Annotated in this window: 19 protein-coding genes and 1 other annotated feature; of the genes, 8 read left to right on the plus strand and 11 right to left on the minus strand. The window is 43.2% G+C overall.

Going from position 1 to position 23,103, the window contains the following annotated elements; all coding sequences use genetic code 11:
- Nucleotides 1-8 precede the first annotated feature (8 nt).
- From rpoB to NE638_RS05100, 6 genes are all read right to left on the minus strand, one after another.
- Entirely contained in the window at nt 9-3,866 is a 3,858-nt protein-coding gene (gene rpoB / locus NE638_RS05075; protein ID WP_021652198.1) for a DNA-directed RNA polymerase subunit beta, read from the minus strand.
- A gap of 226 nt (nt 3,867-4,092) precedes the next feature.
- Nucleotides 4,093-6,729, minus strand: coding sequence for a right-handed parallel beta-helix repeat-containing protein (locus tag NE638_RS05080; protein ID WP_173745854.1), 2,637 nt, complete (start codon nt 6,727-6,729; stop codon nt 4,093-4,095).
- A gap of 148 nt (nt 6,730-6,877) precedes the next feature.
- Nucleotides 6,878-7,252 carry a 50S ribosomal protein L7/L12 gene (rplL, locus tag NE638_RS05085; protein WP_015526302.1) on the minus strand — a complete coding sequence of 125 codons (375 nt, stop codon included), beginning with the start codon at nt 7,250-7,252 and terminating at the stop codon, nt 6,878-6,880.
- 75 nt (nt 7,253-7,327) lie between these two features.
- Complete coding sequence (rplJ, locus tag NE638_RS05090; protein WP_021652200.1) at nt 7,328-7,837, minus strand: 50S ribosomal protein L10; 510 nt, start codon at nt 7,835-7,837, stop codon at nt 7,328-7,330.
- A gap of 52 nt (nt 7,838-7,889) precedes the next feature.
- Nucleotides 7,890-8,026 (minus strand) — a sequence feature (ribosomal protein L10 leader region).
- Between the two features lie 50 nt (nt 8,027-8,076).
- Nucleotides 8,077-8,706, minus strand: a complete 630-nt coding sequence (upp, locus tag NE638_RS05095) for a uracil phosphoribosyltransferase (protein WP_044961929.1) — start codon at nt 8,704-8,706, stop codon at nt 8,077-8,079.
- 157 nt (nt 8,707-8,863) lie between these two features.
- Nucleotides 8,864-9,742: a Cof-type HAD-IIB family hydrolase gene (locus NE638_RS05100; RefSeq protein WP_173745855.1), complete on the minus strand. Its 879-nt coding sequence runs from the start codon at nt 9,740-9,742 to the stop codon at nt 8,864-8,866.
- A gap of 322 nt (nt 9,743-10,064) precedes the next feature.
- On the opposite strand from NE638_RS05100, the gene NE638_RS05105 reads away from it, so the two are divergent.
- From NE638_RS05105 to NE638_RS18200, 4 genes are all read left to right on the plus strand, one after another.
- Nucleotides 10,065-11,201, plus strand: coding sequence for an FAD:protein FMN transferase (locus NE638_RS05105; RefSeq protein WP_173745856.1), 1,137 nt, complete (start codon nt 10,065-10,067; stop codon nt 11,199-11,201).
- 233 nt (nt 11,202-11,434) lie between these two features.
- Nucleotides 11,435-11,542: a response regulator gene (locus tag NE638_RS18390; protein ID WP_180211352.1), complete on the plus strand. Its 108-nt coding sequence runs from the start codon at nt 11,435-11,437 to the stop codon at nt 11,540-11,542.
- Between the two features lie 39 nt (nt 11,543-11,581).
- The gene (locus tag NE638_RS05110) at nt 11,582-11,869 is read left to right on the plus strand and encodes a hypothetical protein (protein WP_129975543.1); all 288 of its coding nucleotides are present in this window, start codon (nt 11,582-11,584) and stop codon (nt 11,867-11,869) included.
- 19 nt (nt 11,870-11,888) lie between these two features.
- Nucleotides 11,889-12,092 carry a helix-turn-helix domain-containing protein gene (locus tag NE638_RS18200; protein ID WP_227945655.1) on the plus strand — a complete coding sequence of 68 codons (204 nt, stop codon included), beginning with the start codon at nt 11,889-11,891 and terminating at the stop codon, nt 12,090-12,092.
- A gap of 87 nt (nt 12,093-12,179) precedes the next feature.
- On the opposite strand, the gene NE638_RS05120 is transcribed toward NE638_RS18200, so the two are convergent.
- The 5 genes from NE638_RS05120 to NE638_RS05140 all read right to left on the minus strand — a co-directional run bounded on the left by NE638_RS05120 (nt 12,180) and on the right by NE638_RS05140 (nt 17,796).
- Nucleotides 12,180-12,431, minus strand: coding sequence for a hypothetical protein (locus tag NE638_RS05120; RefSeq protein ID WP_044961921.1), 252 nt, complete (start codon nt 12,429-12,431; stop codon nt 12,180-12,182).
- Between the two features lie 108 nt (nt 12,432-12,539).
- Nucleotides 12,540-14,708: a glycoside hydrolase family 2 protein gene (locus tag NE638_RS05125; protein WP_092069699.1), complete on the minus strand. Its 2,169-nt coding sequence runs from the start codon at nt 14,706-14,708 to the stop codon at nt 12,540-12,542.
- Between the two features lie 9 nt (nt 14,709-14,717).
- Nucleotides 14,718-15,560 carry a carbohydrate ABC transporter permease gene (locus NE638_RS05130; protein ID WP_021976595.1) on the minus strand — a complete coding sequence of 281 codons (843 nt, stop codon included), beginning with the start codon at nt 15,558-15,560 and terminating at the stop codon, nt 14,718-14,720.
- Complete coding sequence (locus NE638_RS05135; protein WP_015526310.1) at nt 15,557-16,429, minus strand: carbohydrate ABC transporter permease; 873 nt, start codon at nt 16,427-16,429, stop codon at nt 15,557-15,559. Before NE638_RS05135 ends, NE638_RS05130 begins: the two co-directional genes overlap by 4 nt.
- Nucleotides 16,430-16,488: 59 nt before the next feature.
- Entirely contained in the window at nt 16,489-17,796 is a 1,308-nt protein-coding gene (locus tag NE638_RS05140) for an ABC transporter substrate-binding protein (protein WP_059086656.1), read from the minus strand.
- Between the two features lie 212 nt (nt 17,797-18,008).
- Here NE638_RS05140 and NE638_RS05145 point away from each other — a divergent pair, with 212 nt between their 5' ends.
- From NE638_RS05145 to NE638_RS05160, 4 genes are all read left to right on the plus strand, one after another.
- A complete protein-coding gene (locus tag NE638_RS05145) occupies nt 18,009-18,554 on the plus strand; it encodes a hypothetical protein (protein WP_173745857.1) in 546 nt (181 codons plus the stop codon).
- A 314-nt stretch (nt 18,555-18,868) separates the two neighbouring features.
- Nucleotides 18,869-19,798: a sensor histidine kinase gene (locus NE638_RS05150; RefSeq protein ID WP_173745858.1), complete on the plus strand. Its 930-nt coding sequence runs from the start codon at nt 18,869-18,871 to the stop codon at nt 19,796-19,798.
- An 18-nt stretch (nt 19,799-19,816) separates the two neighbouring features.
- Nucleotides 19,817-21,424 (plus strand): response regulator, encoded by a 1,608-nt coding sequence (locus NE638_RS05155; protein ID WP_021976598.1) that lies wholly within the window; start codon nt 19,817-19,819, stop codon nt 21,422-21,424.
- A 183-nt stretch (nt 21,425-21,607) separates the two neighbouring features.
- Nucleotides 21,608-22,981, plus strand: coding sequence for a sodium-dependent transporter (locus tag NE638_RS05160; protein ID WP_110103604.1), 1,374 nt, complete (start codon nt 21,608-21,610; stop codon nt 22,979-22,981).
- Nucleotides 22,982-23,103: the final 122 nt, after the last annotated feature.

The raw sequence follows: 23,103 nt of genomic DNA on the forward strand, positions 1-23,103 counted from the left end.
CCCCTTTCTTATTCCTCATCATCAAAGGACTCTTCAAACTCGATCATATCATCTTCGTCTTCCATGTCCTCATCTTCTTCTACATTGACAAGCTCTTCTCCGCTGAACTCCTGCTTGGTGTAGCCGTGTTTACCGAAGGACTCCTCATCTCTGCGTCCTCTGGAATCGCCCTCGATGACATGACGAAGATCAGTATCTCCGTAATCAGAGGTTTCCATAATGTGTACCTCTGATCCGTCCTCGCTGAGCACACGTACATCCAGACCAAGAGACTGAAGCTCTTTAAGAAGTACCTTAAAGGACTCAGGAATACCTGGCTCAGGAATGTTGTCACCTTTGATGATCGCCTCATAGGTCTTAACACGTCCAATCACATCATCAGACTTCACTGTCAGGATCTCCTGCAGTGTGTAGGAAGCACCATATGCCTCCAGTGCCCAAACCTCCATCTCTCCGAAACGCTGTCCACCGAACTGAGCTTTACCACCCAGAGGCTGCTGTGTTACCAGGGAGTATGGACCTGTGGAACGTGCATGGATCTTATCATCTACCAGATGATGCAGCTTCAGGTAGTGCATGTGACCGATCGTTACAGGGCTGTCGAAGTACTCGCCTGTTCGTCCGTCACGAAGTCTTACCTTACCGTCTCTGGAGATCGGAACGCCCTTCCAGAGTGCTCTGTGAGCTTTATTCTCATCGAGATACTGCATAACATCCGGTGCAAGGATGTCTTTATATTTCTCACGGAATTCCTCAAAGTCTTCCGTATTAACGTAATCGTTGGCAAGCTCCAGAGTATCCTGGATATCAACCTCGTTTGCGCCATCGAATACAGGTGTTGCAATATTGAAGCCAAGTGCTTTGGCAGCAAGGCTCAAGTGGATCTCCAGGACCTGTCCGATGTTCATTCGGGAAGGTACACCCAGAGGATTCAGTACGATATCAAGAGGACGTCCGTTTGGAAGGAATGGCATATCCTCAACCGGAAGTACACGGGAAACGACACCCTTGTTACCATGACGACCAGCCATCTTATCACCAACGGAGATCTTTCTCTTCTGTGCAATATAAATACGTACTGCCTGATTTACTCCAGGGCTCAGCTCATCGCCGTTCTCTCTTGTAAATACCTTGGCATCTACGATAATACCATACTCACCGTGCGGTACCTTAAGGGAAGTATCACGTACCTCTCTTGCCTTCTCACCGAAGATAGCACGAAGGAGACGCTCCTCAGCAGTAAGCTCAGTCTCTCCCTTAGGAGTAACCTTACCGACAAGGATATCACCGGCACGTACCTCAGCACCGATACGGATGATACCGCGCTCATCCAGATCCTTCAGAGCGTCATCGCCGACACCCGGAACGTCACGTGTGATCTCTTCCGGTCCCAGCTTGGTATCACGGGATTCTGCCTCATATTCCTCAATATGGACAGATGTATAAACATCATTCTGTACCAGTTTCTCACTAAGAAGAACAGCATCCTCGTAGTTATAACCCTCCCAAGTCATAAATCCGATCAGCGGGTTCTTACCAAGTGCAAGCTCACCATTGGATGTAGACGGGCCATCCGCGATAACCTGTCCTGCCTCAACATGCTCACCCTGGAACACGATTGGTCTCTGGTTGTAGCAGTTGCTCTGGTTGCTTCGCATGAATTTAGTCAGATGATAATCATCTTTTGTTCCGTCATCATTCTTGATAGAGATATCTGTAGATGTGGAACGAAGTACTGTACCTGCTTTTCTTGCAACAACGCATACACCGGAGTCAACAGCTGTCTTGGTCTCCATACCTGTACCAACAACCGGAGCCTCTGTTGTAAGAAGCGGAACGGCCTGACGCTGCATGTTGGATCCCATCAGCGCACGGTTCGCATCATCGTTCTGCAGGAACGGGATCAGGGCTGTAGCAACGGAGAATACCATTCGCGGAGATACATCCATGTAATCGAACATGTGCTGCTCGTACTCCTGTGTCTCCTCGCGGTAACGACCGGAAACGTTCTTATGAATGAAGTGTCCCTCTTCATCCAGCGGCTCATTCGCCTGTGCTACATGGTAATTATCTTCCTCATCCGCTGTCATGTATACAACCTCATCGGTTACACGCGGGTTGGAAGGATCTGTTTTGTCGATCTTTCTGTACGGAGCCTCTACGAAGCCGTACTGATTGATCCTTGCATAGGATGCAAGGGAGTTGATAAGACCGATGTTCGGTCCCTCAGGAGTCTCGATCGGGCACATTCTTCCATAGTGGGAATAATGTACGTCTCGAACCTCGAATCCGGCTCTGTCTCGTGACAGACCGCCAGGTCCCAGTGCGGAAAGTCTTCTCTTGTGAGTCAGCTCTCCAAGCGGGTTGTTCTGATCCATGAACTGTGACAGCTGGGATGATCCGAAGAACTCTTTTACTGCTGCAGTTACAGGTTTGATATTGATCAGGGACTGCGGAGAAATACTCTCTGTGTCCTGTGTTGTCATTCTCTCACGTACCACACGCTCAAGTCTGGAAAGACCGATGCGGTACTGATTCTGAAGCAGCTCACCGACAGCACGGATACGACGGTTGCCCAGGTGGTCGATATCATCATCGTTACCAAGGCCATACTCCAGATGCATATTGTAGTTAATGGACGCAAGGATATCTTCCTTGGTGATGTGTTTCGGGATCAGGTCGTGGATATCACGTTTGATCGCATCACATCTGTCCTCAAATGTGTCATTTTCTTCCAGAATTTTTTCGAGCACCGGGTAGTATACTAATTCTGTAACACCCAGGGACTTCGGATCCTCAAGCTCCGGCAGATAGTGACGGATATCAACCATAAGGCTGGAAAGGACTTTGATCTCTCTCTCCTCACCCTGGATCCATACGTACGGAACTGCGGAATTCTGTAATGTATCAGCAAGCTCTTTTGTAACAAGTGTCTCAGCCTCAGCAAGGATCTCACCTGTTGTTGTATCTACAACATCCTGGGAAAGCTTGTGGCCTACGATACGTTTATTGAAATGAAGCTTCTTATTAAATTTATAACGTCCGACTTTGGCAAGGTCATATCTTCTCGGATCGAAGAACATTGCCATGATCAGGCTCTCTGCGCTCTCTACTGCAAGCGGCTCGCCCGGACGGATCTTCTTATACAGCTCAAGGAGACCTTCCTGATAGTTTGTGGAGGTATCCTTTGTAAAGCTGGCAAGGATCTTTGGCTCTTCACCAAACAGATCGATGATCTCAGCATTGGTTCCAATGCCCAGTGCACGGATCAGAACAGTGATCGGAACCTTTCTTGTTCTGTCTACACGTACATAAAATACATCATTTGAATCTGTCTCGTACTCCAGCCATGCACCTCTGTTCGGAATTACAGTACTGGAAAACAGTCTCTTACCAAGCTTATCATGAGCGATCGCGTAGTAGATTCCAGGGGAACGTACTAACTGGCTGACAATAACACGCTCAGCACCATTGATAACAAAGGTACCCGTAGCTGTCATCAGCGGTAAATCTCCCATGAAAATCTCGTGTTCGTTGATCTCTTCTGTTTCCTTATTGATCAGCCTTACTCGAACCTTCAAAGGTGCGGCATAAGTCACGTCACGTTCTTTACACTGCTCGATGGAATATTTTGCATCTTTTTCATCGTATGTGAAATCGATGAATTCCAGACTGAGCTTTCCGCCGTAATCTGCGATCGGAGAAATATCATCAAATACTTCTTTTAAACCTTCGTCAAGAAACCACTGGTAGGAATCTTTCTGAACTTCGATCAGGTTTGGCATTTCCAGGACTTCTTTTTGTCTCTGGTAGCTCATACGCATGCTTTTTCCAGTTTTTACAGAACGAATTCTGTTTTTTTCCATTGACGTTTCACCCCTGTTTTTTTATTATTTATTACAACATGATCCCGCCTGACCTTTAGGCAGGCATATCTAGCCATAATATAGCATCCTCCACTTTAACATAAGAAAAAAAGTGTGTCAAGCACTTTTTTTGATTTTTTTACATTTTTCAAAAAAAAGATTCTGTTCCTTCTATACATACGATGTATGGATATCCGGAACAGAATCTTTTTTTTATCACACATACTTACTTCACAACAGTATTTACTGTTACTGTATTTCCGTATTTATCTTTTGAGACAAGTTTCAGAGCAGTATTCTTTTTTTGCTTCTTTATTTTAATAACGTACTGTTTCTTTTTATTTACGAATGATACACCCAGCTTTGTCTGTTTTCCGGAACGCTGCACATATGCAATAACTGTCTGGCTGCCTGATGCAGTTCCGCTTATAGCTGTACTTCTTGATGTAACAGTTCTGCATGAAGGACGGTTGATGCAGGTCCATCCTTTGCAGCTTTTTACATATACCGCCTGAACCTTTCCGTTTTCACAAAATGTATTCTTTTTCATGACCGGTATTACAGATGCATATGCATAAACACCATTCCCCCTATTTTTCTCCGCACGGTTTCCTGATACTTCGGATACTTTTGATTTCCAGAGCAAAATACCACTTTTTGCATTTGATGTCACACGATTGCTTTTTACCCTGACTCCGCCGGCCACATACTCAATTTTCACGCCATGATTTTTGTTGGATAAACAGATATTACCAAGAACATTATTGTTCTTTCCTGCATTTACACGTATTCCCGAGCCGGCCGCTGATTTAACAGTATTCTTCTGTGCAGTGGATGAAGTATTTACAGATTGCAGATAAATTCCATCTCCGCCTGCTCCGGAAACAGTATTCTGCTCTACAAGATTTCTCTGTTCTGATCCTGCTGCATAGACAGAACCGGAGAGATAAATTCCCGTATTTGCAGTTCCGGACACTGTATTCCTGCTGATAACGCTTCCTCTGGAATCCTGGGCATAAATCCCAAAATTGGAATATGAAGAAGTTTTTTTCATTGTTACCTGATTATCTGTTACGGTATCTGTGTCAGTAAGAGACATGCTGATTCCGTTTCCATATCCGCTGATCTGATTATCTTCTACAGTCACACCTTTCACCGGATATATCTTTTTAGGGAGCACAGCTCCATCTTTTTTCATATTATAGCCTGAAACTTTTATACCACTGCAGATCCATGCAATTCCACCAATGCTGGTAGTTCTGGCAAGACTGATGTAGTTTCCTGCAACACGAAGATTCCTGTTTTTCAGCATGTCCGGCCCATCATCATAGCCTGGCGTCTGGTGTGTATTGCTGCTCACAGAAGAAATGTCCACTCCATTTCCCACATTTACCATGGTATTATTTTCTGCTGTAGAATCTTCATAATTCATAAACCTTATACAGCGTTTTTTTACATTATGGAAAGTATTATTCGTAACTGTGATCCTTTTATATGTTTTTCCGGACATCATACTGTGCGTTCCCAGCCCTGTAAAGACATCTTCGAACACATTTCCATCGATCACAAAATCTTCACAGGTCGTTCCATCATAAGGTCTGTACTGCGGAAAAACATTGCTCTCATCTGTACAGCAGTCGATCTGAATACATTCCTGTCCGCCTTCCACATAATTCTTATAATAGCCACTGAATGTACAGCCTGTGATCTTGGCATTTTTCACTCCGCCAAATTCCAGAAAATGAGATTTCAGATTATTAAGAAATGTAGCATTTTTAATCGTAACATTCGTAGCATGTCCAATGCAAAATCCCACAAATCCGCCTGGTGCATCCTTATTTTCCACACACTGATAATTGTAGTCCCAGGTTCCTCCATCGATCACAATGTTGCGATATCCATCATATCCGCCTTCTGAATCTTTGGTATTTCCAAGACGGAGGATCAGATGTTTGGTGGTAGACGTTTTTGTAATATTAGCGTCTCTTGCATATAAGTACATATTACTGTACATGCAAAGTGTACCTGTCAGTTCATAATTTCCCGGTGGAATTATGATCTTGCAGGGATTTTCATCTGTGGCCTGATCTTTCAGTTCAAGAAACAGTGTGTTCAAGGGTGCTGTGATATCCTGTCCTTCCTCAACTTCCAGAGTCACAGTCTGATAAGTTCCAAGTTCTCCATCTGAAGCATCTCCTGCGGAAAAATCCCCAGCAGCATTGGCATCATCTGTAAAATCAGCCTGTGCCTGACCTGCGCCTTCATCAGCTTTATTATTATCCGGCTCTGCGACGTTTTCTACATTACCGTTTTCCTTCTGAAGCTGAAGTTCTTCGGAACCGTTATCGCCGTTCTCCGTTCCTTCGGAAAAATCTGCCGGCAATTCTCCGCTGATACTGCCATCTGCTGTCTGAATATCCTCACTGCCAGCTTCCGTTGCTGCATTGTCAGAAATATTCTTATTTGTGTCAAAGTCTCCATCTGTGCTTCCATCTGAAAATGTGTCTTCAGTTGAATTTTCCGATATTTCCTCATCCCCCGGTGCCTCTGATACATCCACTGCTTCTACAGCACCTGACTCTATTTTTGTCCAGGATGCCTGTGATGCAGGAACCACACTGCCATCGTTATCCAGCACAAGCGGATCCAGATCCTGTTCCGGCATATTTTCCTCTTCTTCAAGCTCCTCCTGCTGCTGCATTGCAGCTTCCTGAGCCCGAAGTTCATCCAGAGGATTTTTCACGTTTACAGTTATATTTTTTACATTTTTTCCGACAGACACTGTCTTGGCTGCCGTCGGAAAAGAAACTCCTGTGATTCCCAACGCAGCAGCAAGGATACAGGCCATTATTTTTCGTTTCATATTCCATCCACCCTTTCCTATCTCCTTTATTATCCTTTCTTTTTCTTCAAAAAGCAAGATTTACCCTGGATTTTTCACTAAAAAAGGCTGCTGTGCCGCCGGTAAACCGGCAGGCACAACAGCCTTTAAAACTTCTGATCTGATCGGATTATTTAAGTGTAACCTTAGCTCCCTCAGCCTCAAGTTTAGTTTTGATATCCTCAGCCTCAGCTTTGGATGCGCCCTCTTTAACAACCTTCGGAGCACCATCAACGATAGCTTTAGCCTCTTTAAGTCCAAGACCTGTAACCTCACGAACAACTTTGATAACTTTAACTTTGTTAGCGCCAACCTCTGTAAGCTCTACGTCAAACTCATCTTTCTCCTCAGCTGCCTCGCCTGCTGCACCTGCTGCTGCTACAACAACACCTGCTGCTGCGGAAACGCCGAACTCTTCCTCACAAGCTTTTACAAGGTCATTTAACTCTAATACAGATAATTCTTTGATTGCTGCAATAAATTCTTCTGTTGTTAATTTTGCCATTTTAATTTCCCTCCATTTATAAATTTTAATTAATAATCATGCGGTCGTTATGCCGCCAATTGCACGTTGCTGGGATTACTCAGCAGCTGCTGCGTCAGCTCCGCCGTTCTGCTCTGCGATCTGATTAAGCACACGAGCGAAGTTTGCGATCGGAGACTGCATGCTTCCAAGCAGTTTTCCAAGAAGTTCCTCTCTTGAAGGAATTGTGGACAGTGCCTGAATTCCGGCCTGATCATTGTAGTTACCTTCAACTACACCTGCGATCAGCTCCAGTGCCGGGAACTGTTTTGCATATTTAGCAAGGATTCTTGCCGGAGCAGTTGCGTCTGTCTCGGAGATAGCGATCGCATTTGTGCCATGTAAATGATCACTAAGGCTCTCAAATGCTGTACCCTCGAATGCACGACGCATCATGGTATTTTTGTATACCTTGTACTGAACACCAGCTTCTCTTAACTCTTTACGAAGAATTGTATCCTGCTCAACTGTAAGACCGCTGTAGTTTACAAGTACAACAGACTGTGCGTCTTTAATGCTGTTAGAGATCTCTTCTACGATTGGTTGTTTCAGTTCTACTTTTGCCATGAAATGGTACACCTCCTTATAGATTTTGTATACCGCCGTCGCAATAAGTCAATCTGTTTTAAAAAAAGACCTTACTGCTTCGCAATAAGGCCTTGTGTAATCTTAACTCAGAATACTTGGACCTCGGTAGGCGTTTTGATCCTTATGCCTTACGGCACCTACTGTCTTCGGCAGCGTTCTTAGGTACAATACCATAACAGTGCCGGGTGTGTCAAGTATTTTTTAAGATTTTTTCAAAATTATTTAGTACCAAAAATTCTGTCACCGGCATCACCAAGTCCCGGGCAGATATAAGCGTTCTCATTGAGCTCTCTATCAAGGGAACCGCAGTAGATCTGTACATCCGGATGTGCCTCATGGAGACGTTTCAGTCCCTCAGGAGCTGCGATGATGCACATAAACTTGATATTCTTTCCGCCCTGTTTCTTAACAAAATCAATGGCAGCTTCGGCAGAACCGCCGGTTGCAAGCATCGGATCAACGATCACTGAAATACGCTCGTCAATAGATTCAGGAAGCTTACAGTAATACTCATGGGGCTCATGTGTTACCGGATCACGGTAAAGTCCCACATGTCCGACCTTTGCAGACGGTACCAGTGTGAGAATGCTGTTTACCATTCCAAGTCCTGCACGGAGGACCGGGATCACTGCCAGCTTCTTACCTGAGATCATCGGTGTCTTACAGGTTTCTATCGGTGTCTCGATTTCCACTTCCTCTGTAGGAAGATCACGAAGCGCCTCATATCCCATCAGGATTCCGATTTCCTCCACCAGTTTACGGAACTCGTTTGTTCCTGTATTTTTATCACGGAGCATTGAAATTTTGTGTTTGATCAGCGGGTGATCCATAATATAAACATTTTTCATTTTTTCCATCGTGATTTCCTCTCTTTGTCTGTGTTTTTTGTAAAGCGAAACTTCTCATTCCACTCTGCTTCATACACCGGAATGCAAGCCTTTCGCTTTTCTGTATTCATCTTTCTACATTATAATATATATGACACTTTTTCAAAAGGGGGAAAAACTATTTTCCCTGGCGTTCCAGAACCTGATCAATAGCATAGGCCACACCAAATTCATTGTTGTTCTTTGTGATGTATTTTGCTGCTCTTTTAATCTCCGGAACTGCGTTTTCCATTGCAACAGTTGCGCCGAAATCCATGGAAATCATGGAATAATCATTAAGGCTGTCACCAAGGACCATCACCTCATCCATGGTATAACCCAGAGACTCGATATATTCTTTCAGCACCGGGCCTTTCTGCGCCTCTACTGCTGTAATCTCCTGATTATATATAAAGGAAGAAGCCACTGCAACGGCTAGATTTTCTTTCAGCTCATCGCTGAGTTTCTCCAGCTGCTCCACATCTGCCGCAAAAATGAAGATCTTATATATCGGCGCACCGCTGCTCTCCAGGGAACGGATATCGGAAATCCCTTTCGTGTTTCCGGCGATTCTGCGGTACTGCGGGGATTTCCGTACAATCTCCTCGCTGGTATCTATGTCCATATTGAAAAGACGGATCTGCTGAATGATCCCGTCTTCAATTTCCTTCTTTGTTCCAATACGGTAATCATAGCGATCCGTAAAAAATGCTACAGATACCGGGTATTTTTTTGCCGTATTGTAGACCTCCTCACACAGCTCAATAGAGATCGGTGTACTCTTTACAACCTCCTGCTGCGGATTCCGTACTTCAGCACCGCTGCTCACCACATAATCACAGGTCAGCTCTGTTCCCTTCAGTTCCTCCATGGCACCGGGGAAATTCCGGCCGGTGGCAACCATAAAGCGGATTCCCGCATCGCAGGCACGCCTGACCGCCGCAAGGGTTTCCGGTGCGATTCTATGGTCATCACCAAGAAGTGTGCCATCCATATCACTTGCAATTACTTTTATCATGAAAAATTTCTCCTTTTATCTGTAAAAATTCCGGTCAATCATTCGGATCCATAGCAAATATGTCCTTTTTTCGGAGAAATTATATCTTATATTATTGCAAAATACAATGATTTTTGCGACAGGCATATGCCTTTCTGATTTCAGAAATACATGGTATAATGAGATTTCATAAATCTGTCCGATGTCGGTCAAGCGTATATCCGCAATCCGCGTCGCTGCTTGATCCGGTTAAGTGAATAACCCCATCCACATGTACTACATAGATTTGCATCAAATAAATGCTCTTCAGTTAAGTCAGTCAATCAGAAAACAGGAGAATATTATGTCAACTTATTTTTTTCATTCCAAAAGAAGCCGCTCGCATTCCCGTTTCTTCTATTTAATATTGTGCACAGTTCTTGTCTGTCCAATGCTCCTTTTCACAGGCTGCCAGAATACCACTGGCACCAGCACTGCCACCGAGAAGGAGCCTATCAGCATCAGCAGCATCAAATTGAACACAGCCATACAGATCACCATTTACGATTCCCAGGATAAGTCCCTCCTGGATGACTGTCTGGCACTGTGCGATAGGTATGAGCTGATCTTCAGCCGGACAAATGAGAACAGCGAGCTTTATAAATTAAATCACCGGATATCAGATTCCGTTGTATCAAATCAAACCATTGAAACTCAGACCACTCCCTACCAGGTCAATGGCACCACAAACACCTGGCATATATCCGAATACCTTGCTGCTCTGCTTTCCGAAGGACTCGATATCACCAGGGAATCCGACGGTGCCTTTGACATCGCCATTGCGCCTTTGACCTCTCTCTGGGATTTCACAGCAGAAGATCCGAAGGTTCCGGATGATGCAGATATTCAGAAAGTTCTCCCCCTGTGCAGCTCCGACGGCGTCACCATTGACGGGCAGGATATCACACTTCCCTCTGATGACATCCAGTTCGATGTAGGCGCCATTGCCAAAGGCTATATTGCAGACCGCCTGAAAGATTTTCTGGTAAAAAAAGGCGTAAACAGTGCTATCATCAACCTTGGCGGCAATGTCCTCTGCATCGGCTCGAAGCCTGACGGCACTCCCTTCAAAGTAGGCATCCAGAAGCCCTTTGCAGATCGCAACGAAACCGAAGCCGTTATGGATATCACCGGAAAATCTGTTGTATCCTCCGGAATTTATGAGAGGTGCTTTAAGCAGGGCGGTAAATTATATCATCATATCCTGAATCCCCAAACCGGCTATCCTTATGATAACGGCCTGATTTCTGTGACGATCATCTCCGACCAGTCTGTGGACGGCGATGCCTTAAGCACCACCTGTTTCGCCCTTGGTCTGGAGGACGGACTGAAATTTGCGGAGAAAAAAGGAGTGCAGGCCGTTTTTATCACAGAAGATTATAAACTGCATTATACGGACGGATTCCAGGATGAGATCAATGTCACTGATGTGGAATCCTGAACCATGAAATCTTTTTCAGTAACAACCAAAAACCTTACGGATAGACCATATTTGTCACATAAGTCTGCGGATAATCTTTCAGAAGATTTGCCATTGCTGTCTGTGTCTGTGTCGTTGAAAATGGCTAAGATGGACCGTTCCACAGACATTCATAATCTGCTCCCAAGCTTCTTCATATTCCTTATCCGGAAGTTCAAAACACCATGGGATAAATCCGAGCAAACAGTGATCTTCTGGAAGCAGATAATGCCGAAGATGGCCTGAAGATCATTCTCAAAGAGCATCCTGACATTATTATCACAGATATGAAAATGCCCGTCATGGACGGAATACAGCTCTAAAAAAAGCCGGAAGAACTTCACATCGACAGCAAAATCAGTGTGATCAGCGGATTCAGCGATTTCAAATATACAAGACTTGCGATCCAGGCTGGTGTTATTGATTACATACTGAAGCCTGTTGATCCCCAGAATTTGAACAATGCGCTTTCAGCCACAATTTCTCAGTTGGAAAGTGAAGCAGGCAAAACTGGGACTTCCGATTCTGCTTCATCACCCGAACCCTGCTCTGCATTCACCAGTAGGGTAATCAGTGATGTTTTTGATTATATCAATGCACATTATCTGGAAAATATCTCCCTGGCCGATATTGCAGAATCTTTTTTCTAAGTAAGGAGCATCTGTCCAGATTGTTTTAAAAAAACGTCAGAATCTTTTTTCCTATGCTATGCAGTTAAAGCTCACCGAGGTGAAACGGCTTCTGCAGTCTACGGATATAACTCTCGACGACATTGCCTGGCATCTTGGTTTCAGCAATGGAAATTACTTCAGCAAGGTTTTTAAAAAGAACTGTCAGATGTTTCCCAGTGAATACCTGAACGTACAGCTATAGTTCTTCAGAAAACTTTTCTCCGATAAAAAGTAGCTGTAACTGAGCGTATTCGTTCAGTTACAGCCACTTTATTCAATATTATTATATTCAGTTATTGATCATATCCGGCCAGGAAAGAATCTCTGCAGAAATCTTCTCTTCATAATCTCCGTCAATGTCCTCACTTCTTCCAGCCGCATAAATATTGGTCTCGGCACCCCAACCGTTGTCCTCGTATTCCCATACATGGAATTTCAGTCCACGGAACATGAAATCCAGACTTCCGCAACCATCTTCCTCTGTGTATTCGAATTTGATATTTTTTTTGTTCAGAGCATCCTGTACTTTCTGTAAACGCATATAATATCGCTCCTTCCACGCCGAAAATCTTCCTTTATACACAAAGTATAACATGTTGTGATTTTTGGTACAAGTCAAGGATGAAAGTGCCTGTGAGCTGCAGATAGCTCAGGCCCAGTAGAGTCTCATTCCAAACTCATGGCTCATACGGTCCGGATGCCCATCAACTCTTGAAAGCAAAGTACAGATATCCTGATAGGTATTCTTTGCCATACATTTACCGCTATTATCAGAAAGAATTAGTGTAAGGTTCCACTTCTTGCCTTTTCCGTATTCTTTCTCAAAGGTTTTTACCATGACACGGCTGTCTGCCGGAACTTCTGCTTTAACACTTCCCTTTTCCACCAGTTCTCCGTTCAATGTTTCTGTAATGATCCATGTAAGTTCACACTCTCCCAGAGCTCCATCTGTATCATTTACAATATACAGACTGTCCAGATGGTCTTTGTGCTTTGCAAAAACACCCACTGGTGCGTTGCTTTCCAGTATAGCCTGAAGACCCTTTTTGGGAATTCCCCACCAGTCATATAAACCGTAGAAGCTCTGAGGACACAGGTCGATAAACATAAACTGTACATATCCTGAGCAAGGTTCATATTTCTGGATCCTGTAATGCTCTGTATAATATTTCAGAAGCTTATACTGATATTCCTGGATCTTCGGGATATCATCCACCAGTTTTTCCAGACGATGATATACCGCCGGAACAGTTTTCAGATTTTCACTGCTGCCCGGTGCATCAAATCCGTACTCTGTATTCAGCTTTTCTGTCTGCTCATAAATATCTGCATATTCTCCACCGCTTAAAGAACCCAGATAATTGTGGCTGTCCCCGCTAAGCGGATCATCTTCGCAGAAAGAACCCTTGATGATCGGTCTGCCCGGATCCATCTTCTGTACCTCCCTATACAGAGCAGGTCCCGGATTTTCCTCCATAAATCTCCTTCTCACATTTCCATCCGGATCAACACATCCCGGTTCATTCATAATGATCCAGCAGATCAGAGACGGATGATGCTTCAGAAGTTTCACATTTTCTCTGTAAACATCTGCAAATCTCTGCGCCCATTCATCTGTTGAAGGATGCGTCCAATTGTACTCCGAATCCTGAAGAACTGCAATTCCCAGCTCGTCACACAGATCATAAAAAACTTCCTGCTCTGTGTGGACATGTACTCGTACCAGGTTAAAACCTGCCGCCTTTACATTAAGAAGATCTCTCAGGTACCGTTCCCTTGTCATTGCGGAAATATAACAATCCGGAAAATAAGAGGTTCCTCTTATATACAGTTTCCTGTTATTAAGCCAGAATCTTGTTATTTTTTCATTACGCTCAATCTGAATGTCCCGGAAAGCAAAATTCGTTGTTCTGCTGCTCAGTATGTCTTTTCCCCTGCTTAACGTAAGTTCTGCCTGATACATCCAGGGATAACCATGATCCCATGTGGACCACAGTCTGACATCTTCCACTTTAAGCTCACATTTAAAGCCTGTCTCTGCTTTCTCTGCCATTATCTGAACAGTTTTTTCTGCCTTTATAAGACCGGACTCTTTTTCCCGGATCTTTACATTAAAATCATATGTCTCCCCGGATTTCAGACCTCGCGCTTCAGTTTCCACATATACGTCTGCTTTCTTTCCATCTGGATCCAGTTCATACTTCAGATCTGTCTGATCTTCCAGAACACCTTCTTCTGTCAGGATCAGCTCCACTTTTCCGTAGATTCCTACAGGATTTACATCTCTCTGGATAAATGTATCAGAATGTTCGTAGGTACCTTTTACCATATTTCTTTTTACCAGGGTGGTTCTGGAATCCTGTGCATCCAGCTCCACCTCATCATCCCATGGAGAACTTACCTTTACAATGAGATAATTTTTCTTTCCAAAAACAAGCTTATCTTTTACATTAAAGGAAAATGGAGCGGAATATCCTTCATGCTCTCCAAGAAATTCTCCGTTAAGCCATACTTTTCCATAATAATCCACATTGGTAAATTTAAGGACAGCATCCGTAACTTTCTGATCCGGAACTTCAAACTCTGTTTTGTACCACCAGGGTGCCTGATTGAAATATCTCAGTTCACGCCCGAAATATGGCTGTCTGGCATAGATAAGCTGCAGATGTTTCAGTTCCTCCAGTTCCTCCCATTCAGACACCTGGGAACCTACGGAAGTATCTGCTTCCCTGGCAGCATAAAGCCCGATCTTTTCCCCTGTATCATGAACATCCTGCAAAATTTTCCATCCTTGTTTCAATTCAATCCTTGTTTCCATTTCAGCCTCCTAACTCTTGACCGCACCTGCAGCCATACCTTCGATTATGTTCCTGTTAAGAATAAAATACACGATCAGTGTAGGCAAGATCGATATTACGATCGCCGCAAATGTACTTCCCCAGTCCACTCTTCCGAACTGCCCCACAAAGTCATTCAGGCCAATTGGCAGAGTTTTCATATCAGAAGATGAGATAAACGTATTGGCATAGGTAAATTCATTCCATACAAAAACAAAATTGTATGTAAGAACTGTCATTGTAGTATTTTTAGCCATAGGTACCACGATCTTGCGGAATGTGGTTCCCATTGTGGCACCGTCAATAACTGCCGCTTCCAGAAGAGAATCCGGCATAAATTTAAAAAATCCGGTGTAAAGATAGATACACATTGGAAGTCCGAACCCGATCTGCGGAAGCACCAGTGCCCAGTATGTATTTCTCAGTCCGATCCTGTTATAAATCTGGAACATGGGTACAAGGCAGGAAAAAATAGGCACCATCATTCCAAACAGGAAAAATGCCATCAGTGCATTGGCATATTTTACCTTTACCTTACTGATCACAAATGCAACCGGGCATCCCAGGACTACGATGCCAAGAAGTGTGAGAACTGCCACAACCGTACTGTTAAGAAAATATCTTGGAATGGATGAGATCGTCAGTGCGCTGATATAGTTTCCAAGATAAAATCCTGATGGCAGGGCATACTGTGCAGTATATGTCATTTCATCCGGTGTTTTCAGACTGGAGCAGATAACCCAGAAAATAGGGTAGACCTGTATCATGACAAAAATAAGGATCACTACATAGAACACAGCACGAATAGGTATATTTTTTCTTGATTTTATCATTCTGACCCATCTCCTTTCGCCGATCCCAGGCATTTCTGTATAATCCCTACTGCTACCAGACATTCAATGACCAGAAAAACGGACAGTGTACTTCCATAGCCAAAGTCAGCCGAATTAAAAGCGGTTTTATACATATAAGTTGCCACCATCTCTGTTGATCTGGATTTATTGTCAAGAATATAGAATACATCAAAGGTTTTCAGACAACCATTTACAAGCATTACAATGACAATGCTGAATATATTTTTCACCAGTGGAAGCTTTATGTAACGATACTGTTGAAAAACATTGCAGCCATCCATTGTAGATGCCTCGATCACATCCTTTGATATGGATACAAATGCGGAATAAAAAATGATCATGTACAGACCACAGTATTTATATCCATCGATCAGGGTTATGGTAATCAGCGCTGTATGGGAATTTGCCAGCAAAGCGATAGGTTCCATTCCCAGTTTTTCCATCACATAGCAAACCAGGCCCTGGGGCTGGACAGAAAGCATTTTGGAAAAAATCTGGCAGATCGCCATAGATGAAATGATACATGGAATAAAATAAATAACCCGCAGAATATTTCCACCTTTGGAAATATGTGTAAGCAAAATTGCCAGGATCAGTCCTGCACATAACTGGAACAAACTTCCCAATACAACAAATTTAAGATTATTTACAACAGCCTCACGAAATGTCTCATCCTGAAACATCCTCACATAATTTTCCAGTCCGATAAACTTCATATCACCGATTCCATTCCAGGAAAAAAGACTGTAACCCATTGACCACAGAATTGGGATGATAACAGTAAGAATATATACGAACAGTGCAGGAAGAACAAACGGTAAAGGCTGGATTTTATTTCTGGGCTTCATATCCTCTCCCCTTTCATACGCAGATGCAGATAAAATTCCGCATCTGCGTATTCTCTCAGTTATTCTTCAGTGTCAAAATAATCAGATGCATACTGTTCTACAGCTTTGTCCATGTTTTCGCAGAACTCTTCAGGAGTTGATTCTCCCATTCCAAGGCTTGCCAACTCTTTTCTGTAAACCTCGTTTGTAGAAGGATCCAGACGAACATCCCAGCACTGGGCAAAAGTGCCGCAGTTCTCAAGATCACTTAAAATCTGCTGTGTAAGCTCCGGAAGCTTCTCCGAATCACTTGGCATCATGGATGGAAGCATATTGAACTCATACATTGCCGTATCAGCAAAATTATCCCATACATAACTGATGAAATCTTTCATCTCATCACTCATGGAATCCTTGAGAATGGCAGTTCCGATTCCACAATTCGCATAGTAATCATTTTCTCCTGTAGCGGTTCCTTCGCTGTCTACAGGAAGTTTGAACATGGAAATGTCATCTTTAAGATTTCCCTCATCATCTGTAAGATCCGGTGTATCCCATGTTCCGGTGTATAACATTGCCGCACCACTGTTCAGAAACAGATCCATCTGTGCGGTAGCATCTGAACTTGTCCATCCTTCACTGAAATACTGGGCTATATCCTGTGTATACTGGGCTGTTGCGATACCTGTCTCAGAATTAAATTTTTCTTTTCCCATTCTTGCATTGTCAATGAAGTCATTTCCTTCCAGTCTGAAAGCCTTAAATGCAGGATAACGCATGATCATGTCGTAATTTCCTGCGGATATCGGGGTCATTCCCGCATCTTTCAGCTTCTTGCACACATCCAGGAGGTCTTCCAGTGTCTGAGGTGTTTCAGTAATTCCGGCTTTTTCAAACATGTCTTTGTGATACCAGAAATACTCTACATTTCCCTGCCAGGTCATAAGGTAATTGCTTCCGTCACTGAGTTTCGGATAATTCAGTGCAATATCAAAGAACTTGTCTTTGATACCCAGTTCATCATAAAGGTCATCCACACTGTAGATCAGATCCTTTTTGCAAAGTCCTTCAAAAAATGCCTCCGGATCTGCGTCAAACCAGTCCGGCAGCTCATTGCTGGATGCAAGGATCTTGATCTTCTGAAGATATGTTTCTCTGTCTGCAATAGACTCTACATTGAATTCAAAATCCGGGTGATCTTTTTTATAATCTTCTGCAAGCTTCTTCAATGTTTTCAGTGCCGCATCTGTTTCGCCCCTGGCACTGATATAATTGATCACAAGTGGTTCGGAATCCTCTTTTTTATCTGCCCACACATTCATCATGCTGAATGAAGAGAGACACATCATTGTGGCAAGTGTAGCAGCCATCACTTTTTTTAATTTCATTTTCGTCCTCCTTTTGGTACATTTCTATTCATCCGGATTGAATATTTTGTTCCGCTTTCCTTATCGATGAGACCATTATATTAAATCCGTCCGGAAAAATACATGGAAAATCTTCGCTGTACCTGGAATATTTTCTCCAATCTTTCCCCCACACTTGTGAGAATTTTTCCCTTATTATATAATGTAGCCAATAAAACCAGAGGGGGGATTCCATGATAGAAAATCTGAAAAAAAAGGTGTTTCACTTATTTTTAGGAATCAGTCTGAAACGCAGGCTTTTTATTACATATCTGCTGCTCAGTTCTCTGATACTCATGCTTACTTCCGTGTTTTTTTATACTGCATCCAAAAAAGTACTGATCAAGCGTGCCGCACTTTCCAGTCAGCAGCAGCTATCCCTGATCACCAGCAACCTTGGAGAAAAGATCGATAATATATCAAACTATGCCATCACCCTTTCCATCAACAGCAATATCGCCGATGTTTTAAAAGAAAATCCCACAGTTCCCGAAAACACACTGGAACATTTTCTGGTAAATTCCGAGCTTACAGACCAGGCCCAGCGTATCATCGGACTTCACAAAAACATCTATGCCTGGGATATCCTGGATACAGAAAACCACTGGTTTCACAGCAGTACCACAGAAACAGATCAGCTTGATTCCATTTTAGGTCCCGAAGTCCTTGACAGCCTTCAGACTAATCTGGCCTTTCAGTTTCTCGGACCCTTCCAGATAGTGGGGAGCCAACCTTTGTAGCCTTAAAAAGTATTACAAACATTGATAACACCAAATATCTGGGCGCCCTGGTCCTTCTGATCAGAGAAACAAATATTTCCTCTGCATTCCGCGACCTTCCGGACAGCTCTTCCAGGGATTTCTATATTACTGATGAAAATGGACAGATACTTTCCTCTTCTTCATCCGGAGGTATTTATAAAGACTTCTCATCCTATACAAAAATCAGTTCAGAGAATTATAAAACCCTGACAGAAACCGACAGGCAGTTTTTTTCCGTAGACGGCACTGACACTCTTTTTATCTGCAAATCCTATCCTGACCTGAACTGGAATGTGATCAACCTGATTCCTCTGGAAAGCCTGACTCTGGATCATATGGTGATCCTGCACAACATTCTTCTGATCAGCATTGTAGTGTTTATTTTATCTGTATTTTTTTCCATATTATGTACAGGTACTGTCACCGCACCTATACAGAAACTTGTAGAAAAAATGAAATCTGCGTCTGCCGGAAAGCTGAATATTTCTGCCAGTTACTCTTCAAATGATGAACTTGCAGTTCTCTATAACCAGTTTAACCTTATGATGCAGAAGATCCAGACATTACTTAACGATATCTATGAGGAACAAAATGCCAAACAGAAAATGGAAGTACGTCTTTTACAGTCCCAGATCAATCCCCATTTTCTTTATAATACTTTAAACACCATCAAGTCTCTCATAGAACTTGACATGAATGATACTGCAGTAAAAGCAGTGTCTTCCATGTCATCTTTCTACAGAAACTCTCTTTCAAAGGGACAGTTTATCATTCCTCTGCGCCAGGAGCTGCTTCTTACAGAACAGTATCTTTATATCCAGAATCTGCGGTATATGGATTTTGTTGATTACGAGATCACCTATGAGCCGTCCTGGGAGGATCATGGGGCAGAGATACCCAAGCTGACCATACAGCCTGTTGTGGAAAATATTTTTGTCCACGGACTTACCAGCCAGATATGCCATATTCACTTAAATGTTTCTATCAGAAATGGTACCATCTGTATTTCTGTTTCTGATAATGGTTCCGGTATCCCGCCGGAAAAACTTGCCGAACTTAACCGTTCTATCAGAGACTTCAAAACTGCCCGACATTCTTTCGGGCTTCCAAGTATCAACCACAGGATTGCTCTTCTCTACGGTGAGAATTACGGACTCACCATCGAAAGTTCACCTGAAAAGGGAACCACTGTAACCATAGTAATACCTGACAAAAAAATCTGATTGAGGGGGAAATATAAATTGAAAACACTCGTAATTATTGACGATGAAATTTTTTTCAGAAAATCTCTGATCAATTTTCTTGAAAAACAAAACATTTATAACATTGCAGGGGAAGCTAATAACGGACAGGCCGGAATCCAGCTTATTGAAAATGTCAAACCCGATATTGCCCTTGTGGATATATCCATGCCGGTTATGAGCGGTCTGGATATGATTGCAGCTCTTGGAACAGACTGTCATACCAGATTCATCCTTTCCACAGGATACGAAGATTTTGACTATGCCAAAAAAGCCATCTCTCTTCAGGTCCGCGGATACCTCCTGAAGCCACTGGATCACCGGGAGCTTATGGAGACACTCCAGAAAGTAAGTGACGAGATCGATCAGGAAAATTCCAGAAACAGTTATGTGAATAATTATTTTCAGTTCCGCGATCTGTATACACGACAAATGCAGCTTAATTTCTTCCAGAAAGTGATCAGTGGAACAACCATTTCCCCGGATGATCTGGAAAAAATTCCGGTTCATAAAACTTCCGATTATCTTACCATTCTTATGGAGATCCACAATGCCAATCCGGAAATATGGGATGAAAAAGGTGATTTTTCTCTGCTCCACACCATCCTGGAAAATATATGCAGGGAAATCTTACAGCCTGTGTGCAAAGAGCTTATTTACATTGACTATTCTCAGATGAGACAGTATATCATCATGGAAAAAAGCTCTGATTTTTCTTTTACCGATCTGGAACAATCCTGTCTCAGACTTGCCGGGATATATGATAATATCGCACAGATTTCCACTTTTTTCTGCTGTGGAACACCTCATGAAGGCGTGGAAGGAATCCGCTATTCCTATGAAGAGGCTCTTTCTGTTTTTCATAACAGAACTGCGTCTTCTTCCGGATTTCTTTATTTCACGCCCCAGTCCCATTCCGGTGATTTTACATTAAAGCCTCTGGTTTATAATGATATCCTGATCTTTCTGCGCCAGCAAAATTCACCGGCTCTCTGTAAATATATTGATGAATATTTCAACGATATCATCACCAAAAAAATCCATATCCGGCAGACCTGGAGTGTAGCTGCTGCTTTTCTTACTGTACTTGACGGTTTTATCACGGAGTGCAGTCAGCGTGAAACGCTTTTTCCTCTTCTGGAAAACGCCCTGAATACTTACCAGAACTGCCAGAGTGCCCTGCAGTTAAAACAACTGCTCCAGTCTACCTGCAAGGCAGTTCTGGATTCTCTTGCTGATGAAAAAAATCCGCGGAAGTCAGCTCTTGTATCCCAGGTTCAGGAATATATCTGTCTGAATTTTAATCAGCCGGATCTTCGTCTTGAAACCATTGCTTCCCATTTTTTTGTCAATCCCCAGCATCTCTCTACTGTATTCAGTCAGGAATCCGGAGTTACACTTACCTCATATATCAATGTCTGCCGCATGAAAAAAGCCAGACAGTTTCTTCTGGAAGACAGCCCTTCCATTCAAAATGTAGCTTCTTTATGCGGATTTTCTGATTCCGGATATTTCAGTAAATGTTTCCGGAAATATTACGGGATCTCTCCGAAAAACTTTGTATCCCTGACTGAAAAGAACAGTTATCCAGGTTCTATCGGCATATGATCTTTATCTCATTAAAGCGTAACGTTTCACCGCTTCATCTTATTAAAATTACATTTTACTCTAACATATGTTTTATGTAAAATGCAAGTTCTTTTTATTGTGCAATATCCCGGAATGTGTTAAGATAAAACCTGCGACTTTATACAAATAGCAGTTTACCATACTGCAATAATGAGGTGAGTTATGAAAGAAAGAGAAAAACTTGGATCCCGTCTGGGATTCATTCTGATTTCTGCTGGCTGTGCCATCGGAATCGGAAACGTCTGGAAATTCCCTTACATGGCCGGACAGGGCGGTGGCGGCACATTCGTACTGTTTTACCTGATCTTCCTGGCCCTTCTTGGACTTCCTGTTATGACTATGGAGTTTTCTGTTGGACGTGCCAGCCAGAAGAGTCCTGTCAAAGCATATTACGCACTGGAAAAACCAGGACAGAAATGGCACATCCATGGATATATCACTCTGATCGGATGTTATCTCCTGATGATGTTTTACACCACTGTTACAGGCTGGATGCTGAATTACTTCTATATGACAGCCACCGGTAAATTCCAGGGACTTGATTCCGACGGTGTTGCAGGACAGTTTACCAACATGCTTGGCCAGCCCGTTACTATGGGATTCTGGATGATCGTTGTTGTTATTGCAGGTGTTTTTGTCTGCTCCCGCGGTCTTCAGAACGGCCTTGAAAAAGTTACCAAGGTTATGATGATCTCTCTTCTGGTGATCATGGTTGTTCTTGCCATCAACAGTTTTACCATGGATGGTGCCAAAGAGGGACTGAAATTCTACCTGATCCCGGATTTCGAGCGTATGAAAGAGATCGGTATTATTTCTACCATTACCGGTGCTATGAACCAGGCATTCTTTACTCTCAGCCTTGGTATCGGTGCTATGGCTATCTTCGGAAGCTACATCGGAAAAGATCATGCACTGCTTGGTGAATCCATGAATATTGCGCTTCTGGATACTTTTGTTGCGATCACCTCCGGACTTATTATTTTCCCGGCATGTTTCACATTCAATGTTGACCAGACTTCCGGACCGAGCCTGATCTTCATCACACTGCCGAATATTTTCAACCACATTCCGCTTGGAAGACTGTGGGGAAGCCTGTTCTTTATCTTTATGTCATTTGCAGCTTTCTCTACCATCCTGGCTGTATTTGAAAATATTATTTCCTGCGGTATGGAGCTTACCGGCTGGAGCCGAAAAAAATCCAGTCTTGTAAATGCCATCGCCATCATCCTTCTGTCTCTGCCATGCGTACTTGGATACAATGTATGGTCCTGGGACTGGCTCAAGGTATTCGGCGGCGCAATTCTCGACCTTGAAGATTTTCTGGTAAGCAACATTCTGCTCCCGCTTGGTTCTCTTGTATACCTGCTTTTCTGTGTTTCCAAACGGGGCTGGGGCTGGGAAAACTTCACAGAAGAAGCCAACACCGGAAAAGGCATGAAGATCCGGAAATGGATGCGCGGATACATCACTTATATCCTGCCGCTGATCATTCTGTTTATCTTCTTCTTTGGTCTGTACGATAAGTTTTTTGCATAAAATAAAACACCCCTGACGGATATCGTATGTGATTTACACACGCGATTTCCATCGGGGGTGTTTTTGTTGAATCAGGCGGATATTCACAGCCTGCACTCTTCCTGATACAAGCAAGTCCCCTC

The organism is Blautia sp. MSK.18.38, assembly GCF_024460535.1.
Lineage (GTDB): Bacteria > Bacillota > Clostridia > Lachnospirales > Lachnospiraceae > Blautia_A > Blautia_A fusiformis.

Excerpts from the sequence above, each read along its gene's own strand:
- NE638_RS05160 (WP_110103604.1), top strand. The coding sequence starts at position 21,608 with ATGAAAGAAAGAGAAAAACTTGGATCCCGTCTGGGATTCATTCTGATT.
- upp (WP_044961929.1), bottom strand. The coding sequence starts at position 8,706 with ATGAAAAATGTTTATATTATGGATCACCCGCTGATCAAACACAAAATT.
- rpoB (WP_021652198.1), bottom strand. The coding sequence starts at position 3,866 with ATGGAAAAAAACAGAATTCGTTCTGTAAAAACTGGAAAAAGCATGCGT.
- NE638_RS05145 (WP_173745857.1), top strand. The coding sequence starts at position 18,009 with ATGATAGAAAATCTGAAAAAAAAGGTGTTTCACTTATTTTTAGGAATC.
- NE638_RS05105 (WP_173745856.1), top strand. The coding sequence starts at position 10,065 with ATGTCAACTTATTTTTTTCATTCCAAAAGAAGCCGCTCGCATTCCCGT.
- rplL (WP_015526302.1), bottom strand. The coding sequence starts at position 7,252 with ATGGCAAAATTAACAACAGAAGAATTTATTGCAGCAATCAAAGAATTA.
- NE638_RS05080 (WP_173745854.1), bottom strand. The coding sequence starts at position 6,729 with ATGAAACGAAAAATAATGGCCTGTATCCTTGCTGCTGCGTTGGGAATC.
- NE638_RS05130 (WP_021976595.1), bottom strand. The coding sequence starts at position 15,560 with ATGATAAAATCAAGAAAAAATATACCTATTCGTGCTGTGTTCTATGTA.
- NE638_RS05100 (WP_173745855.1), bottom strand. The coding sequence starts at position 9,742 with ATGATAAAAGTAATTGCAAGTGATATGGATGGCACACTTCTTGGTGAT.
- NE638_RS05140 (WP_059086656.1), bottom strand. The coding sequence starts at position 17,796 with ATGAAATTAAAAAAAGTGATGGCTGCTACACTTGCCACAATGATGTGT.
- rplJ (WP_021652200.1), bottom strand. The coding sequence starts at position 7,837 with ATGGCAAAAGTAGAACTGAAACAACCAATCGTAGAAGAGATCTCTAAC.
- NE638_RS05125 (WP_092069699.1), bottom strand. The coding sequence starts at position 14,708 with ATGGAAACAAGGATTGAATTGAAACAAGGATGGAAAATTTTGCAGGAT.
- NE638_RS05135 (WP_015526310.1), bottom strand. The coding sequence starts at position 16,429 with ATGAAGCCCAGAAATAAAATCCAGCCTTTACCGTTTGTTCTTCCTGCA.
- NE638_RS05120 (WP_044961921.1), bottom strand. The coding sequence starts at position 12,431 with ATGCGTTTACAGAAAGTACAGGATGCTCTGAACAAAAAAAATATCAAA.